Source organism: Streptomyces sp. MBT53 (assembly GCF_016654115.1).
GTDB lineage: Bacteria > Actinomycetota > Actinomycetes > Streptomycetales > Streptomycetaceae > Streptomyces.
Window position 1 is genome coordinate 1 of sequence record NZ_JAEQAZ010000014.1, and the last position, 15,496, is coordinate 15,496.

General features: G+C 70.7%; 15 protein-coding genes. 3 read left to right on the forward strand and 12 right to left on the reverse strand.

Annotated features, from left to right (window positions below; all coding sequences use genetic code 11):
• Positions 1-23 precede the first annotated feature (23 nt).
• Genes JHN45_RS07465 through JHN45_RS07500 form a run of 8 tightly spaced genes read right to left on the reverse strand, consistent with a single transcriptional unit; the run spans position 24 to position 8,919 of the window.
• Positions 24-1,172, reverse strand: coding sequence for a CaiB/BaiF CoA-transferase family protein (locus JHN45_RS07465; RefSeq protein ID WP_201048460.1), 1,149 nt, complete (start codon positions 1,170-1,172; stop codon positions 24-26).
• 52 nt (positions 1,173-1,224) lie between these two features.
• A complete protein-coding gene (locus JHN45_RS07470) occupies positions 1,225-1,989 on the reverse strand; it encodes a crotonase/enoyl-CoA hydratase family protein (RefSeq protein ID WP_201048462.1) in 765 nt (254 codons plus the stop codon).
• A gap of 33 nt (positions 1,990-2,022) precedes the next feature.
• The gene (locus JHN45_RS07475) at positions 2,023-3,273 is read right to left on the reverse strand and encodes a MaoC family dehydratase N-terminal domain-containing protein (RefSeq protein WP_201048463.1); all 1,251 of its coding nucleotides are present in this window, start codon (positions 3,271-3,273) and stop codon (positions 2,023-2,025) included.
• Positions 3,270-4,814, reverse strand: a complete 1,545-nt coding sequence (locus JHN45_RS07480) for a class I adenylate-forming enzyme family protein (protein WP_201048464.1) — start codon at positions 4,812-4,814, stop codon at positions 3,270-3,272. Before JHN45_RS07480 ends, JHN45_RS07475 begins: the two co-directional genes overlap by 4 nt.
• 29 nt (positions 4,815-4,843) lie before the next feature.
• A complete protein-coding gene (locus tag JHN45_RS07485) occupies positions 4,844-5,974 on the reverse strand; it encodes an acyl-CoA dehydrogenase family protein (RefSeq protein WP_201048466.1) in 1,131 nt (376 codons plus the stop codon).
• Positions 5,965-6,438 (reverse strand): VOC family protein, encoded by a 474-nt coding sequence (locus JHN45_RS07490; RefSeq protein WP_201048468.1) that lies wholly within the window; start codon positions 6,436-6,438, stop codon positions 5,965-5,967. Before JHN45_RS07490 ends, JHN45_RS07485 begins: the two co-directional genes overlap by 10 nt.
• An 8-nt stretch (positions 6,439-6,446) precedes the next feature.
• Positions 6,447-7,646 carry a cytochrome P450 gene (locus JHN45_RS07495; RefSeq protein WP_201048469.1) on the reverse strand — a complete coding sequence of 400 codons (1,200 nt, stop codon included), beginning with the start codon at positions 7,644-7,646 and terminating at the stop codon, positions 6,447-6,449.
• A gap of 40 nt (positions 7,647-7,686) precedes the next feature.
• Positions 7,687-8,919, reverse strand: a complete 1,233-nt coding sequence (locus tag JHN45_RS07500; RefSeq protein WP_201048470.1) for a CaiB/BaiF CoA-transferase family protein — start codon at positions 8,917-8,919, stop codon at positions 7,687-7,689.
• 112 nt (positions 8,920-9,031) lie between these two features.
• On the opposite strand from JHN45_RS07500, the gene JHN45_RS07505 reads away from it, so the two are divergent.
• Both JHN45_RS07505 and JHN45_RS07510 read left to right on the forward strand, forming a co-directional pair.
• Positions 9,032-10,351 carry an acyl-CoA dehydrogenase family protein gene (locus tag JHN45_RS07505; protein ID WP_200709280.1) on the forward strand — a complete coding sequence of 440 codons (1,320 nt, stop codon included), beginning with the start codon at positions 9,032-9,034 and terminating at the stop codon, positions 10,349-10,351.
• Positions 10,348-11,127 carry an SDR family NAD(P)-dependent oxidoreductase gene (locus tag JHN45_RS07510; protein ID WP_201048471.1) on the forward strand — a complete coding sequence of 260 codons (780 nt, stop codon included), beginning with the start codon at positions 10,348-10,350 and terminating at the stop codon, positions 11,125-11,127. The genes JHN45_RS07505 and JHN45_RS07510 overlap by 4 nt, the downstream gene beginning before the upstream one ends.
• Positions 11,128-11,144: 17 nt before the next feature.
• On the opposite strand, the gene JHN45_RS07515 is transcribed toward JHN45_RS07510, so the two are convergent.
• The gene (locus JHN45_RS07515) at positions 11,145-11,900 is read right to left on the reverse strand and encodes an SDR family NAD(P)-dependent oxidoreductase (RefSeq protein ID WP_201048472.1); all 756 of its coding nucleotides are present in this window, start codon (positions 11,898-11,900) and stop codon (positions 11,145-11,147) included.
• Positions 11,901-12,014: 114 nt separating this feature from the next.
• On the opposite strand from JHN45_RS07515, the gene JHN45_RS07520 reads away from it, so the two are divergent.
• On the forward strand, positions 12,015-12,662 hold the full coding sequence (locus JHN45_RS07520) for a TetR/AcrR family transcriptional regulator (RefSeq protein WP_201048473.1): 648 nt from the start codon (positions 12,015-12,017) through the stop codon (positions 12,660-12,662).
• Here the strand turns inward: JHN45_RS07520 and JHN45_RS07525 are convergent.
• From JHN45_RS07525 to JHN45_RS07535, 3 genes are read right to left on the reverse strand one after another with little or no spacing between them, the layout of a single operon-like run.
• Entirely contained in the window at positions 12,590-13,630 is a 1,041-nt protein-coding gene (locus JHN45_RS07525) for a phosphotransferase family protein (protein WP_201048475.1), read from the reverse strand. The genes JHN45_RS07520 and JHN45_RS07525 overlap by 73 nt on opposite strands.
• Positions 13,627-15,150 carry a class I adenylate-forming enzyme family protein gene (locus JHN45_RS07530; protein WP_201048476.1) on the reverse strand — a complete coding sequence of 508 codons (1,524 nt, stop codon included), beginning with the start codon at positions 15,148-15,150 and terminating at the stop codon, positions 13,627-13,629. Before JHN45_RS07530 ends, JHN45_RS07525 begins: the two co-directional genes overlap by 4 nt.
• Positions 15,151-15,168: 18 nt before the next feature.
• Positions 15,169-15,477, reverse strand: a complete 309-nt coding sequence (locus JHN45_RS07535; protein ID WP_234467609.1) for a hypothetical protein — start codon at positions 15,475-15,477, stop codon at positions 15,169-15,171.
• Positions 15,478-15,496: the final 19 nt, after the last annotated feature.

Sequence of the window (15,496 nt, forward strand, 5' to 3'; positions counted from 1 at the left end):
TCACGATTGGGAAGTCCTTTCGGTCAGTGGGGGAACTGGACGGCGGCGCCGCTGTCGACGAGGTCGTCGGCGTCGGCGATCTCCCAGTCCCGGAAGACGGCACGGGTGTCCGCCCCTACAGGTGGTGCGGCCGGGCCGGGGCTCGACGGTGTCGCCGAGAAGCGGGGTGCCGCGGCCGGCTGCACGACGCCCTCCCGGGTGAACAGGCTGCCCCGCGCGGCCAGTTGGGGGTGTGCAGCCGCCTCGGTGAGACCGAGGACGGGTGCGACGCAGGCGTCGGTGCCCTCGAACAGGGCCGCCCATTCGTCGCGGGTGCGCTCGGCGAAGCGTTCGGCCAGCCGACGGCGCAGCTCCGGCCAGGTCGACCGGTCGTGCTGAAGTCCGGGGTCGATGTCCAGCTTCAGCAGCTCGATCAGGCTCCGGTAGAACTTGGCTTCGAGGGCGCCGACCGCCACATGTCCGCCGCCCTTGGTCTCGTAGACGGCGTAGAAGGGCCAGCCGCCGTCGAGTTGGTTGATCCCCCGCTCGTCGGTCCATGCCCCGCGCCCGAGTTTGCCGAAGGTGCTCGCGAGGAGATGGGCCGTGCCGTCGACGATGGCCGCGTCGACGACCTGACCGACTCCCGTACGTCCTACGGCATGTAGCGCGGCGAGTACGCCGATCACGAGGTAGCAGCCGCCGCCCCCGAAGTCGCCGACGAGGTTGAGCGGTATCTGCGGCGGGCCCGCCGCGTCGCCGATCGCGCCGAGCGCGCCGGTGAGGGCGATGTAGGTGAGGTCGTGTCCGGCGGCCGCGGCGAGCGGTCCGGTCTGGCCCCAGCCGGTCATCCTGCCGTAGACCAGCCGGGGGTTGCGGGCCAGGCACTCGTGGGGTCCGATGCCCAGGCGTTCGGTGACGCCGGGGCGGAATCCCTCGATCAACACATCGGCGCGTTCGGCGAGTTGGAGGAGCGCGGCGGGTCCTGCCAGGTGTTTCAGGTCGAGTACGACCGACCGCTTCCCCCGGTTGAGGACGTCCGCGGGTCCGCCCGCGTCGGGCTCGGCCGCCCGCTCGGGCCGGTCCACCCGGACGACCTCCGCACCGAGATCGGCGAGCAGCATCCCGGCGAACGGGCCCGGCCCGATGCCCCCCAGCTCGACCACGCGGCAGCCGGACAGCGGTCCTGCGCTCACAACACCCTCCCTGGCAGCCTGAGTTGAGGATCCTGGTGCTTCTACGACGCTGTCAGCGTCCCTTCCAGACCGGCGGGCGCTTCTCGGCGAACGCGGCGGCGCCCTCCCTCGCGTCCTCGGACGAGAACACCGGCGAGGCGATCTCGGCCTGCCGGATCCAGCCCTCCGCCAGCGTCCAGTCGGCGGCGGACTGCGCGATCTCTTTGGTGGCGGCGACGGCGAGGGGGCCGTTCGCCGCGATGGTCGCGGCGAGTTCCAGCGCGCCGGCGAGTGCGCCGCCCTCGTCGGTGAGCCGGTTGACCAGTCCGACCTCGGCCGCGCGTTCGGCGGTGATGGGCTCGCCGGTCAGCAGCAGCTCCAACGCGATGGCGTACGGGACCCGTTGGGGCAGGCGCAGGGCCGCACCGGCCCGGGCGACCAGGGACCGCGTCACCTCCGGTACCCCGACCCGCGCGGTGCGGGACGCCACGACGAGGTCGCAGGCGAGCAGCAGCTCGAAGCCGCCGGCCAGCGCCCAGCCCTCCACTGCCGCGATCAGCGGCTTGCGCGGCGGGGTGATGGTGATCCCGCACAGCCCCCGGCCCTCGATCGCGGGGCTCTCACCGCGCAGCCACGCCTTGAGGTCCATGCCCGCCGAGAACGTGCCCCCCGCTCCCGTGAGCACGCCGACCCGCAGCTCGTCCGTCTCGTCCAACTCGTCGACCGCGGCGGCGATTCCGGCGCCCACCCCGGCGTCCAACGCGTTCTTGACCTTGGGACGGTTGATCGTGATGACCTGGACCGCGCCCCGGCGCTCCACCAGCACTTCGTCCGACACCTTGCCTCCTGAGTTCTCGTTCTCGATGGCCGTTCACTTGACGGCGAACCGCTCCAGTTCGTGGGCGACCATGCCGTCCAGGTCCCGGGCGGGCGGCTCGGGCAGTTCGACGGCCCGCTCCCTGGTCGGCAGCAGCACAACCGCCCTGCCGGGTGTGGTGACTTCGCCGCGCTGGTTCTCGCAGCGCACGTCGATGTGCACCTCGCTCCGTCCGTCCACCTGCCGTTTGTCGACGACCGTGCCGCGCACCCAGGTGGTGTCGCCGAGGTAGTTGAACTTGCGGTGTTCGCAGCGCAGTTGCCACAGCCAGCCGTCGTCGCCGATCCAGTCGGTGAGGAGGTGGCAGAGCCAGGTCTCGCGCATGCCGCCGTAGTCGTAGGGGTTGGGCAGGCCGAGTTCGCGGGCCCGCTCGGGTTCCCAGTGCAGGCGCTGCACGGTGTCGGGGACGCCCAGGCGGTTGGGCGGGTAGAGGCCGGGGGCCTTGCGCCGTACGGCCGCTGCGATGCCGAAGGCGCCGGGCGGGGTGAGCTGCATGCCCCAGCCCAGGTGCCAGACGACCACGTCCGTCGTGGTCAACGGGCCCTTCACGCGGGGTTGCAGCACCTCGCCGACCTCGACGTCCTCCCAGTAGCGGGGTTCGGCGCCGCGCCGGGTCTCGGCGGCGTACGCGGCGTCGATCTCGGCCAACTGCTCGGGCGGGTACGGCTGTTGTTCGAGTGCTTCCTTGGCGCGCTTCTTCGACGTGTGACGCTCGGCGTTGATCCAGGTGCCGCGGCGCAGGGCGTGCATCTCGCCGCGTCCGTTGGCGTAGAGGTAGTCGCGGACGACGTGTGCGGTGCGTCCGCCGAAGCTGCTGCGCTTGAGTTCCACGCCGACCTGGGTCTGCAACACCCGGCAGCGGTCGCCCAGTTGGAGGGGCTGCCACCACTCGAACTCCATCACCGCCTGATAGGAACCGAGGCCCGCGAAGGGGTCGCCCTTGAGGAGCGCCTTGGTCTCCGGGTCCGGTGCCGGGGCCGCGTCCTCCCCCATCGTGTAGAGGAAGGTCGGCGGGGCTACGAGCGCGCCCCAGCGGGTCTTCGCGGCGTACTCCGGGTCGCAGTACAGGGGGTTGGCGTCGCCGTAGCCGTAGGCGAAGTGGCGTGAACCGTCCCACGTCACCTCGTAGTTGTGCGGCGGGTTGCGCTGCGGCTGGGGGACGCCCAGGCGGCGCCGGGAGCGTTCGACCGCCTCGTCCGTGAGCACGCCGAACTGCTCGGCCGGCTTCTGCTCGGTATCGCTCACCGGTCAACCTCCTTGCTGGACACCGCGGTTACTCCTTCGGGCACTGACGCTCCGGCGGGTTCGGCGAGCCGGGCCCGTACGAGGTCGAGGAGTTCGACGCGGCTGACCTTGCTCGACGGGGTGCGGGGCAGCTGGTCGAGCACGACGATGTGGGCGGGCACCTCGTACGGGGTGAGGTGGGTGCGGCACAGGGCGGTGAGTTCGACCGCGTCCGGTGCGGGTTGCCCCGGCTCCAACTCGACCGCTGCGACCGGTACTTCACCGAGCCGTGGCTCGGGCAGTCCGGCGACGGCCGCCTCGCGTACGGCGGCGTGGGTCTCCAGGACGCGTTTGACGGTCTCCGGCTGCACCTTGAAGCCGCCGCGGATGATGGCGTCGTCGGCACGGCCCTCGATCCACACGAACCGGTCGGCGTCGATGCGGGCCAGGTCGCTGGTCTTCATCCAGGTCCGGCCGCCGTGGGTGCTCTGCTCGGTACGGACCTCCAGTCGGCCGGTCCGGCCGGCCGGCAGCTCGGTGCCGTCCTCTCCCGTCACCCTCAACTCGACGCCGGCGAAGGCCCGTCCGGCGCTGCCCGCCTTGCGCTGCCACCAGTGTTCGTGCAGCGCGAGGGTCCAGCCCGCGACGGCTCCGGCGAACTCCGTCGCGCCGTAGGTCATCAGGACGGGGATGCCGTACGTGCGGAAGAAGGCGTCGGCGAGTTCCGGCGGGCAGGGGGCCGTGCCGGAGGTGACCACCTGGAGCGTGGCGAGGCGTTCCTTCGGGATCCGTGCGTCGAGTACGGCGCGGATCGCGGCCGGGACCAGACTCGCCGCGCGCAGTCGGTGGCGTTCGACGGCGCTCACCCAGGGCTCGACAACGAACTTGGGCATGAGGAGCATGCGGCGGCCGGTCGCGAGGCAGGCGAGGGCCCGCCACAGTCCGCCGATGTGCACGAGCGGGGTGGCCACCAGGGACGCCGACTCCGACAGGAGCCGGTCGTCCTTGCGTGTCTGGCCGCCGGAGACGAGGGCCTGGTCGAGCTGGCCGATGCGCAGGTGGACGCGTTTCGGGGGGCCGGTGGTGCCGGAGGTGAGCATCTCCACGGCGACACCCGGACTCGTCGGTGCCTCGGCGGGTGCCGTGCCGCCCGCAGGTCGTAGGGACCCGTCGGTGTCCAGTTCAAGGGCCGCGCCCTGTGCGGTCACAGCGTTCAACACGCCCTCGCGGGCGAGGACTTCGGCTCCGGACACGACGACGGGTGGGGTGCAGCGGGCGATGTCCGCGGCGAGGCGGGCGGCGGGCTGGAGCGGGCTGAGCATGACCAGGCAGCGGCCGGAGGCGATCACCGCGGCGACCACGGCGACGTGCTCGGGCCGGTTCTCCAGGACGACTCCGACGCGGGCGCCCGCGGGCAGGCCGAGCGCGTCGAGTGCGTCGCCGAGGCCCCGCGCGGTGCGCTGGACCTGTCCCCAGGTCCACCAGTTCCGGTCGTACTCGATCGCCTCGGCAGCCGCGGGCGCTTCCGCCAGCAGGCGGGACAGGCGGTCGCGAATTCCCACGTGATGAACCTTTCGACAGGACGTCGGTCTCAGATTCCGACCAGGTCGGCCAACCGGCTCCGGTGCGTCGCCGGGCCTCCGAACAACTGCTCCGACGACTTGGCGCGCTTCAGATGGAGGTGTGCGTCGTGCTCCCACGTGTAGCCGATGCCGCCGTGGATCTGGATGTTCTCCTTGGCCGCTCGGGTGAAGGCCTGCGCGCAGCAGGCGGCGGCCAGGGCGGCGGACACCGGCAGTTCCGCGGGCACCAACTGCTCGCCGGATTGCGGTGGTTCAGCGGCGGCGACGGCCGTCGCGTGGTAGGCCGCCGACCGGGCGCCCTCCACGGCGACGAGCAGGTCGGCGCACTTGTGCTTGATCGCCTGGAACGAGCCGATGGGGCGCCCGAACTGCACCCGGACCTTCGCGTAGGCCACGGCCGCGTCGAGGCATGCCTGTGCCCCGCCGACCTGTTCGGCGGCGAGCGCCACCGCCACGAGGTCGAGCACGGTACGCAGATACGGCGTGGCGTCCCCGCCCGGGCCGACCCGCAGCGCGGGCGCGCCGTCGAGGTCGACGCGGGCCAGTCGCCGGGTCGGGTCGAGGGTCTCCAGCCGGGTGCGGGTCACTCCGGGGGCGTCTCCGTCGACGGCGAAGAGCCCAAGTCCCGTGCCGGTGCGGGCCATTACGAGGATCAGGTCGGCAGTGTGGCCGTCGACGACGAACATCTTGGTGCCCGTCACGGTCCCGTTCTCGGCCGAGGTCTCGATGTCCTCCAGCCGCCAGGAGCCGCGTTCCTCCGTCATGGCCAGGGTGGCCGTCAGCGTTCCGTCGGCGATCGCGGGCAGCCAGCGTGACTTCGCCGTCTCGTCGCCGGAGGCCGTGAGGGCCTGGCCGGCGAGTGCCACGGTCGCGAAGTACGGCGACGGCAGCAGCACCCGTCCGGTCTCCTCCAGTACGATCCCCAACTCGACGGGCCCGCCGCCGGATCCGCCGTACTCCTCGGGCAACGCGAGCCCGTGGAGGCCGAGTTGGTCGGCCATCTGCCGCCACAGCAGGGGATCGTGGCCCTCGGCTGAGTCCATCGCGCGGCGTACGGCGGCGCTCGGTGCCTTGTCGGTGAGGAAGCGCCGTAGTGTCGTACGGAGTTCCTCCTGCTCCTCGGTGAACGTCAGTGCCACTGCGGTGCCTTGGAACGGAGGTAGTCGTCGAAGTCCGGCATGCGGGTGCGGTCGACGATCTCGATGCGTACGCCGTACGGGGCGAAGTGGTAGGCGAAGATGGACGGAGAGCCGTCGACGATCGCGCAGGCCTCCAGCGGGAAACCCGCCTCCTCCAGCCGTTTGGAGGTCGTCGGCAGGTCGTCGCAGAAGTAGCCGAGGTGATGGATGGTCAGGTCCCCGGACGGGGTCCATGGCGTGCCCGGGATCTCCTGCACGAGTTCGAGGTGCGGGGCGTCCAGCGAGTACGCGAAGCGCAGCGGGAGCACGCGCTCGCCGTCGGCCATGCGCACGGTGAGGTCGAAGGCCTGGGTCTCCGTCCAGCGGTGGCCCGCGATCCGGGTGAACCAGGTCTTCGCCGCCTCGACGTCCGGGACCACGATTCCCGTGTGGTACAGGTCTGTCGGGTTGAGAGGTGAGGTCATGGCGGCGCTCACCACTCCAGCTGGAGCTGCTTGATGCCGTACATGTTGCCGTGCTGTTCGAGATCCTGGCCGGGGGTGATCCCGTAGTCGGGGATGCGCCGGTGCCATTCCTCGACGGCGACGTTGAGTTCGAGGCGGGCGAGGTGGGAGCCGAGGCAGCGGTGCGGTCCCGAGCCGAACGCGATGTGGTTGGTGGTCTTGCGCCGCAGGTCCACTTCGAGGGGCCGCTCGAAGCGCTCGGGGTCGCGGTTGCTGACCGCGAGCGGAAGCATCACCATCTCCCCCGACCTGACCGGGCAGCCGCCGATCTCCACGTCCCGTGTCGCCTTGCGGGCGGGCACGACGAACGAGTAGACGCGGAGGATCTCCTCGACCGCCGTGGGGATCAGCGAGGGGTCGTCGACGATCGCCCTGCGCTGTTCCGGGTGCGTGGCGAAGTGGTAGAGGGCCCAGCCGATGGAGATGGGGACGGTGTCGAAGCCGGCCTGGAACAGCAGGATGCAGAACGCGTGCATGTCCCGGTCGCTGATCGGCTCGTCGTCGATCGTCCAGGTCATGGCGCGGGACAGCAGGTCGTCGCGGGGCGCTTCGCGGCGGAGTGCGATCTGCTGCTCGAAGTACTCCGACACGGCGTTCATGGCGCTCAACTGCCGCTCGCCGTGAGGGTCTTCGCCGTGGGACAGATGCAGCAGGTCGTGGATCCAGTCGAGGAACTGCGGGAGGTCCTGCTCGGGCAGTCCCATCAGGCGCATGAAGATCAGGGTCGGGAAGCGGCGGGCGAACGAGTCCAGGACGTCGGCGGAGCCGCTGTCCTTCACCGCGTCGATCAGGCCGGACGCGACCTCGCGGATCTCCGGTTCGCGGGCGGCGACGGTCTTGGGCGAGAAGGCGCTGCCCAACAGGCGCCGCCACGCGGTGTGTTGGGGCGGGTCCAGCATCTCCGGGATCCACAGGAACCTGGGGTCCGGATCGAGTGCCGTGACGGACTGGTTGGAGAAGGTCCGCCAGTCCTGCAGTGCCTGCTGGACGGCCTCGCCCTCGGTGACGACCCAGTATCCGCGCGCGATGGTGCTGCGGAATCCGGAGTGGGTGCGGGCGATCTCGTCCCAGCGTTCCTGATGGCTGAGGACCGGGCCGCCGAGCCGGTTGTCGAAGTGGTAGGCGGGGACGCCCTGGTGGGTCCCGTCGGGTTCGAGGGTCGCGCTCATCACGGCTCCTTTCGTACGGTCGCTTCTTCACCCGCGGCACTCATGTCGCGGCGCCGTCGATCTTCAGCGCGATCAGTTCCTCGTCGGAGAGACCGAGTGAGCGCAGCACCTCGTCGGTGTGTTCCGCGAACTGCGGTGCCCGGGTGATGTCGACCGGGGTCTCGTCGAACTGGACGGGGTTGGCGACGAGTTCGCGGTCGACGCCGTCCGCGTCCACGACGGAGGCGATGAGTCCGTTGGCGCGCAGCGAGGGGTCCTGGCCGACCTCCCAGGCGTTCTGCACCACCGACCACTGGCCCTCGCCTCGGGAGAGGATCTCCACCCACTCCTCGAAGGGGCGGGACGCGATGAGTTCGGCGACGATGTCGGCCGCCTGAGCCGCGTTGGCCATCAACTTCTCGGCGCTGTCGAAGCGTTCGTCGGTGCCGAGTTCGCCACGTCCGGCGAGCTTGCAGAACTCGGCCCAGTAGCGGCCGGGTTGGAGCATCGACAGTTCGATCCAGCGTCCGTCCGAGGTCCGATACGCCCCGATGAGGGGGTTGGTGCGTGAGCCGTGCCGGGGCTGGACGTTCACCGGCAGCGGGCCGCCGTTCATCAGCGCCATGTTGACCGTGAACTGGGTCGCCCAGGCGCCGACGCCCAGCAACGATACGTCCACCACGGACGGTTCGCCGGTCGCCGCGCGGGAGAAGAGGGCGGCGGCGACACCGCCGGCGATGGTCATACCGCCCATCGAGTCGCCGTAGGCACCGGCGGGCATCCGGATCATCCGGTCCGAGCCCGGCGGTGTGACACCGGCGGCGCTGCCGCCGCGCGCCCAGAAGGCCGTGGAGTCGTAGCCGCCCTTCGTGGCCTCGTCCCCGCGCTGGCCGAAGCCACTGCCCCGTACGTAGATGATGTCCGGGTTGATGGCCCGGATGTCCTCCACCTCGATGCGCAGTTTCGCGCGGGCCTCGGGCAGGAAGTTGGTCAGGAACACATCGCTGCGGCGGACCAGTTCCTCGAACGCCTTGCGGGCCGACGGCTTCTCCAGCGCGAGGCCGACGCTGCGTTTGCCGCGGTTGGGTCCCTCCACGATCGGGAAGAACGACGACCCCTCACTGGTGGCGTCGTAACCGAGGACACGGACCAACCCCCTCTGTCCGTCGCCGCGTTCGGCGTGTTCGATCTTGATCACATCAGCGCCCCAGTCGGCGAGCACGGCACCCGCCGCCGGGACGAAGGTGAACTGGGCTACTTCGAGAACGCGTACGCCCTCCATCGGCCTGCGCATCGACCAACTCCTCATACTCATCTGCCGTCACGCACTCCGAGTATGGACCGAACCTCGCTAAAAAGTATACTGTTTTGCTGTCGCCGACCAACCCGCACCTTCCGGAGGGCCGATGCTGGACTTCTCGATCGAACCCGAGTTCCAGGCCAAACTGGACTGGGCGACAGCCTTCGTACGGGAGGAGGTCGAGCCGCTCGACCTTCTCTTCCCGCACGGCGGAGACCCGTACGACACGCGCAACGAGAAGGCCCGCGCGATCCTCAAGCCGCTCCAGGACCAGGTCCGCGCCCAGGGCCTGTGGGCCTGCCACCTCGGCGCGGAACTCGGCGGCGCGGGCTACGGCCAGGTGAAGCTCGCGTACCTCAACGAGATCCTCGGCCGTTCCTACTGGGCGCCGACCGTCTTCGGCACCGCGGCCCCCGACACGGGCAACGCGGAGATCCTGGCCATGTTCGGCACCGAGGAGCAGAAGGCGCGCTATCTGCAGCCCCTGCTCGACGGGGACATCGTCTCCACCTTCTCGATGACGGAGCCGCAGGCCGGAGCCGATCCGAAGGAGTTCACGTGCCGGGCCCGGCGTGACGGGGACGAGTGGGTGATCGACGGGGAGAAGTGGTTCTCCTCCAACGCCCGGTACGCGGCCTTCCTCATCGTCATGGCCGTCACCGACCCGGAGGCGCCGCCGCACGCCCGGATGTCGATGTTCATCGTCCCGGCCGAGACACCCGGCATCGAGATCAAGCGCAACGTCGGCACCATGGACGAGCGCGACTCCCTCGACGAGGGCATCCACGCCTACATCCGCTACGACCAGGTGCGGGTCCCGCTCGACGCGATGCTCGGCGGTCCCGGCGAGGGCTTCAAGGTCGCCCAGGCCCGGCTCGGCGGGGGCCGGGTCCATCACGCGATGCGCACGGTCGGCAAGTGCACGCGCGCCTTCGACATGATGTGCGAGCGCGCGCTGTCCCGTCGTACTCAGGGCACTCTTCTCGCCGAGAAGCAGGCCGTGCAGCAGTTCATCGCGGACTCGTGGGTGGAGTTGCAGCAGTTCCGGCTGCTGGTGCTGCACACCGCCTGGATCATCGACACCCAGCCGCACGGCGCGGCCCGCACCCAGATCGCGATGTGCAAGGTGCAGACGGCGAAGGTGCTGCACGACGTCATCCAGCGCGCCCTGCATCTGCACGGTTCGCTCGGCACCACCAACGAACTCCCGCTCGCCAAATGGTGGATGGCCGCACCGAACCTCGCCCTCGCCGACGGCCCCACCGAGGTGCACCGCACCACCATCGCCAAGCAGCTGCTCAAGCACCGCAGTCCGGCCGACGGTCTGTTCCCCAGCGAGCACATCCCGCCGAAACTGGAGGCCGCCCGCAAGCGGTACGCCCACATCGTCGAGGACGACAGCCTCTCCGGCCGGGTGCAGGCATGAGCGACGCACGCGACACCAAGTCCCTTGCCCCGGCCGACCTCTTCGACCTGTCCGGCAAGGTCGCGCTCGTCACGGGCGGCAGCCGGGGCCTGGGGCTCGCGATGGTGCGCGCCTTCGCCACCGCGGGCGCCGACGTCGTCATCGCCAGCCGCAAGCTCGACGCGTGCGAGACGGCGGCGGCCGAGGTCCGCGCCCTCGGCCGCCGCGCGCTGCCCGTCGCCGCCCACGTCGGCCACTGGGACGACCTGGCCCGCCTCGCCGACGCGGCCTACGAGGAGTTCGGCCGGGTCGACGTCCTGGTCAACAACGCCGGCATGTCACCCCTCGCCCCCTCCTCGGCCGACACCAGCGAGGCGCTCTTCGACAAGGTGATCGGCGTCAACTTCAAGGGCCCGTTCCGGCTCGCCTCGTTGATCGGACAGCGGATGGCCGACTCGGAGAACGGGGGCTCGATCATCAACGTCTCGTCGTCCGGGGCGCTGATGCCCCAGCCGCGCTTCGGCCCGTACGCGGGCGCCAAGGCCGCGCTCAACGCACTCACGACGGTCTTCGCCCTCGAATACGGCCCGACCGTGCGCGTCAACACGATCTCGGCCGGACCGTTCCTCACCGACATCTCCAAGGCCTGGGCCCCGGAGAAACGGGAGACGACACGCAGCGCGGTCGGTCGCCCCGGGCAGCCGGAGGAGATCGTCAGCACCGCGCTCTACCTCGCGAGCGACGCGTCGAGCTATACGACGGGGGCGCTCATCAGGGTGGACGGCGGGCTGTACTGACCATCGAAGGAGCGGTCCTACACCGCTGAGAATCCGCCGTCGACGGTGAGCGTGGCGCCGTGGATCTGGGACGCCTCGTCGCTCGCGAGGAACACGACGGCGGAGGCCACCTCGCCCGGAGTACCGGCGCGGCCTGAGGGCATGCGCGCGACGAACGGGGCCAGGCGCTCCCCCATCGCCATGGCCTTCTCGGTCAAAGTCGGGCCGGGAGCAACGGTGTTGACCCGCACGCCGTGCGGTCCGTACTCCCCGGCCCACGAGGTGGTGAGCGAGTGCACAGCCGCCTTGGTCATGTTGTAGAGCGCCGAATGCGCGGTGCCCCGCAGGCCGGCGATGGAGCCCAGGTTGACCACGGCGCCGTGGCCGCGCTCGGCCATGGGCGGTGCGAGCAGGCCGGTCAGGAGGAACACCGACCGCACGCTCACGGCCAGCGCCTCGTCGATGGTCTCCTGCGCGACCTCGGCGGTGGGGGCGGGCGTGAGCAGCAGCGCCGCGTTGTTGACGAGCACATCGATCCGCCCGCCGGCCGCGGTGAGCGCCTCGGTGGCGAAGCGGTCGATCGCTTCGACGCCCTCGGACAGATCCGCCTTGACGAAGGCCGCCGCACCGCCGTCCTTCTGGATGCGGGACACCACCTCGGCGCCACGGCGCTCGTCGCGTCCGCTGACGACGACGAACGCTCCCTCGGCGGCCAGGGCCACTGCGATGGCGACGCCGATGCCGTTGGTGGAGCCGGTGACCAGGGCTTTCCGCCCGGCAAGTCGCTTGGTCATGATGCTGCGCCTCTCCGAATCCGACCCGCCGGAAGCTGATCCAACCGGCTGGGAACGGCAAAGTTGCCACTCAGAAAATGGACCCGCAAGTCCAGAAAGTGGCACAGTGACGGCATGGCACCACGACTCACACCGAAGGGCGCGGCCACCCGGCAACGCATCGTCGAAGGAGCCGCGGCGGAGATCCGCGCCCGCGGTGTGACCGAGACGACCCTGGACGACATCCGGGCCCGTACGTCCACCAGCAAGAGCCAGCTCTTCCACTACTTCCCCGGCGGCAAGGAGGAGCTCCTGCTCGCCGTGGCCCAGAACGAGGCGGACTGGGTCCTGTCCGACCAGCAGCCCCACCTCAACGCGCTCACCTCGTGGCGGGCCTGGCACGACTGGCGGGACGCGGTCGTCGACCGCTATCGACGGCAGGGGCAGCGGTGCCCGCTCAACGCGCTCATGTCCCAGCTGACCCCCGCCTCACCCGGCGCGCAGGCCGTCACCGGACAGCTCGTCGCCTCGTGGCAGGACAAGCTCGCCATCGGCATCCGGGCGATGCAGGACCAGGGCGAGACCCCGGCCGGCCTCGACGCCGACCAGGCCGCGGCGGCCCTGCTGGCCGGTATCCAGGGCGGTGTCCTGATCATGATGTCCACCGGCTCACTGGCACATCTCGAAGCGGCCCTCGATCTGGGGATCCGTCAACTTCGGGCTGTGCCCAGCAGTTCGGCCGCCTCGTCCAACAACACGGGCAGCGCGGGCAGCATCCGCTGATGCATGGAGTTCAACTGCCCTGATTTACGGCCCCGTTTGATCAGCAGGGCGGTCGCCGCCGACTCCTTGTACTTGGTGAGCGCCTCGAACCACGACAGGTCGTGCAGCGACTCGCCGCGCAACTCCTCGTAGGCGGCGACCAGTTCGGCCTTGGAGGGCATGCCGGTCGGCTCGTCCGAAGCGGAGGCGGGGTGGCGGGCCTCGTCGGTGAAGAAGGTCAGCCAGGTCATGTCGACGCGGGGATCGCCGAGCGACCAGATCTCCCAGTCGATGATCGCCGTGACCGAGCCGTCCGCGCACAACGTGTTGCCCAGTCGGTAGTCGCCGTGGGTGAAGACCGGTGTCATCGCGGCGGGCGCGGTGGCGTGCAGCCGGTCGGCGACCGCCTCGTGCCCGGTGCGCAGGTCGTCGGGGACGGTGCCGAACGCCCGCGTCCAGCGGTCGATCTCGGCGTGGAGCGACACGGCCGGCTCCGCCGCGAGTGCCGTCCGCGCCGGATCCACCCGGTGCAGGTCGGCCAGCATCCGGGCGGCGTCCAGGGCACGGGACCGCACATCCTCCCGCGTGAGCGTGCCGCGCGGCACAAGTATCGGTTCGACGCACTCCCCCGGCACCAACTCCATTGCCACGAAAGGCTGGACGTCCGGCGGCGCCCCCGCGTCACAGAACAGCACCTTCGGTACCCGCACGCCCGGCTGTCCGGCCAGGGCCGCCATGAGCCGCGCCTGGCGCAGCACGTCCCGGTTGCGGACCGGAGGCAGGCCGGGCGGGGCCACTTTGAGGACGACCCGTGCGTAGCCCGCCGGGACACCCGACAGGGCGGCGACGTACGTCAGGCTCGATGTGCCGCCGGTGAGCGGTTCGACGCCGTCGACGGTGGCGCCGGGGATCCAGCCGCCGACCACGGCGGCCGTACGGTCCGTCAACTCCCGTAGCAGGGCAGGGCTGTTGGTGGCGACTACGCTCATGGCTGCTGCCCCTTCGTCCCGTTCTCCGGTGCGGTGAGTGCCGCCACGATGTCGCGGCGCACGAGTTTGCCGGTCACCGTGCGCGGGAGTTCGGTCCAGTACGTGATGCGTTCCGGGGTCTTCGATCCGCGCAGGGTGCCGCGTACGGCGGCGCGCAGTGCTCCGGCGTCGACCTGGGCGCCGTCGCGGGGTACGACCACGGCCTCGATGCGCTGGCCCCACTCCTCGTCGGGGACACCGACCACGACGGCGTCGAGCACATCGGGGTGGCGCAGCAGAACGTCCTCTATCTCGGCGGGGGCGATGTTCTCCGCGCCGCGGATGATCGTGTCGTCGGTCCTGCCCTCGATGTGGAGATAGCCGTCGGCGTCGAGGCGGCCCCGGTCGCGGGTGTGGAAGAAGCCGCGCTCGTCGACGGCGGATCCCTGACCTGCGTACTCCCCCGAGACCTGCTCGCCGCGCACCCAGATCTGCCCGGTCTCCCCCGTACCGAGGGGTTCCCCGGTCACGTCACGGACCTCGATCTCGATGCCCGGCACCGGCAGTCCCACCGAGCCCAGCCGGGACCGTACGACGGGGTCGTCACTGGCGACCGCCGCGCGGTGTTCGGCCGGACCGAGCACGGAGATCGTGGACGAAGTCTCCGTCAGGCCATAGGCGTTGGCGAAGTCCACCCCCGGCCAGGAGCGCAGCGCCGTCTCGATCACCCGGACCGGCATCCTGGCGCCACCGTAGGCGAGCGAGCGCATTGAGGGCACTGATCGGTCCAGGCCCTCCGTGTCCATGATCCGGGCGAGCATGGTGGGGACGACCATCGCGTGGGTGATCCGCTGTTCCCGGACGAGGCCGAGCCAGCCCTCCGGGGTGAACTGGTCGAGAGTGAGGGTGCGTCGGCCGGCGTAGAGGTTCGTCAACACATTGGAGACGGCGGCTATGTGGTACGGCGGCACACTCATCAGCGCTGATTCGGCAGGGTCCGCCGCGGCGAACTCGACTGTGCCGAGCACATACGACACCAGGTTGTGGTGGCGCAGGACCACACCCTTCGGGGCCGAGGTGGTGCCGCTGGTGTAGATCAGTACGGCGGGGGCATCGGTCGGCGGGGCCGGTTCGGCGTCGGCCTCGGCGTCGGTGTGCGCGGCGGCCTCGGTGAGCCATTCGGCCGGGCTGCGGACCGGCAGTCCGGCCCGGCGCGGGGCCGCGTCCTGGTCCGGGGCGGCAATGACCAGGGCGTGCGGATGGTTCGCGAGCAGGGCGTCCAACTGCTGGTCGCCCAGGCGGTAGTTGACCGGGACGAGCGGGACTCCGGCGTGGGCCGCGGCGAACTGGGCGACGGCGAAGGCGGGGCCGTTGGTGGCCAGGTACACGAGCGCGTCGGCGCCGGCCGCGTGGACCAACCGGGCCCCACCGAGGGCCAGTTCGCGCAGTCGTACGGGGGTGAGCCCGTCCTGTGCGCGTCCGATCACGATCCGGTCGCCGAAGCCCTCGGCGGCCATGTCCAGGATCATCGACACGTTCATCGGCGCGCTTCCCTCTTCTCAGTCCGAGGCCGGGAGCGGCTTCGCGGTCTTCACGGGCAGCGGGACGCCGTTCACCGCGAGGGTGCCCGGTCCCTGTTTCGTGCAGAGGAGTTCGAGGCCGAGTTCCTCGTCGGCGTACCGCTTGCCGAGCAGTGAACCGCCCATCCGGTCCGGGTCCGCGGCGCCCGTGGGGGCCGCGGTCGCGGGCCCCTCGGCCATCGCGGCACCGCCGCAGGTGATGTCCAGGTCGCTGTCAGGACAGCGCACGACGATCACCGCCGTCGTGTCCACCGTGCTGGCGAGCATCTGTCCCACTCGTGGCCTCATCGCAGGTTCCTCCGCGGAT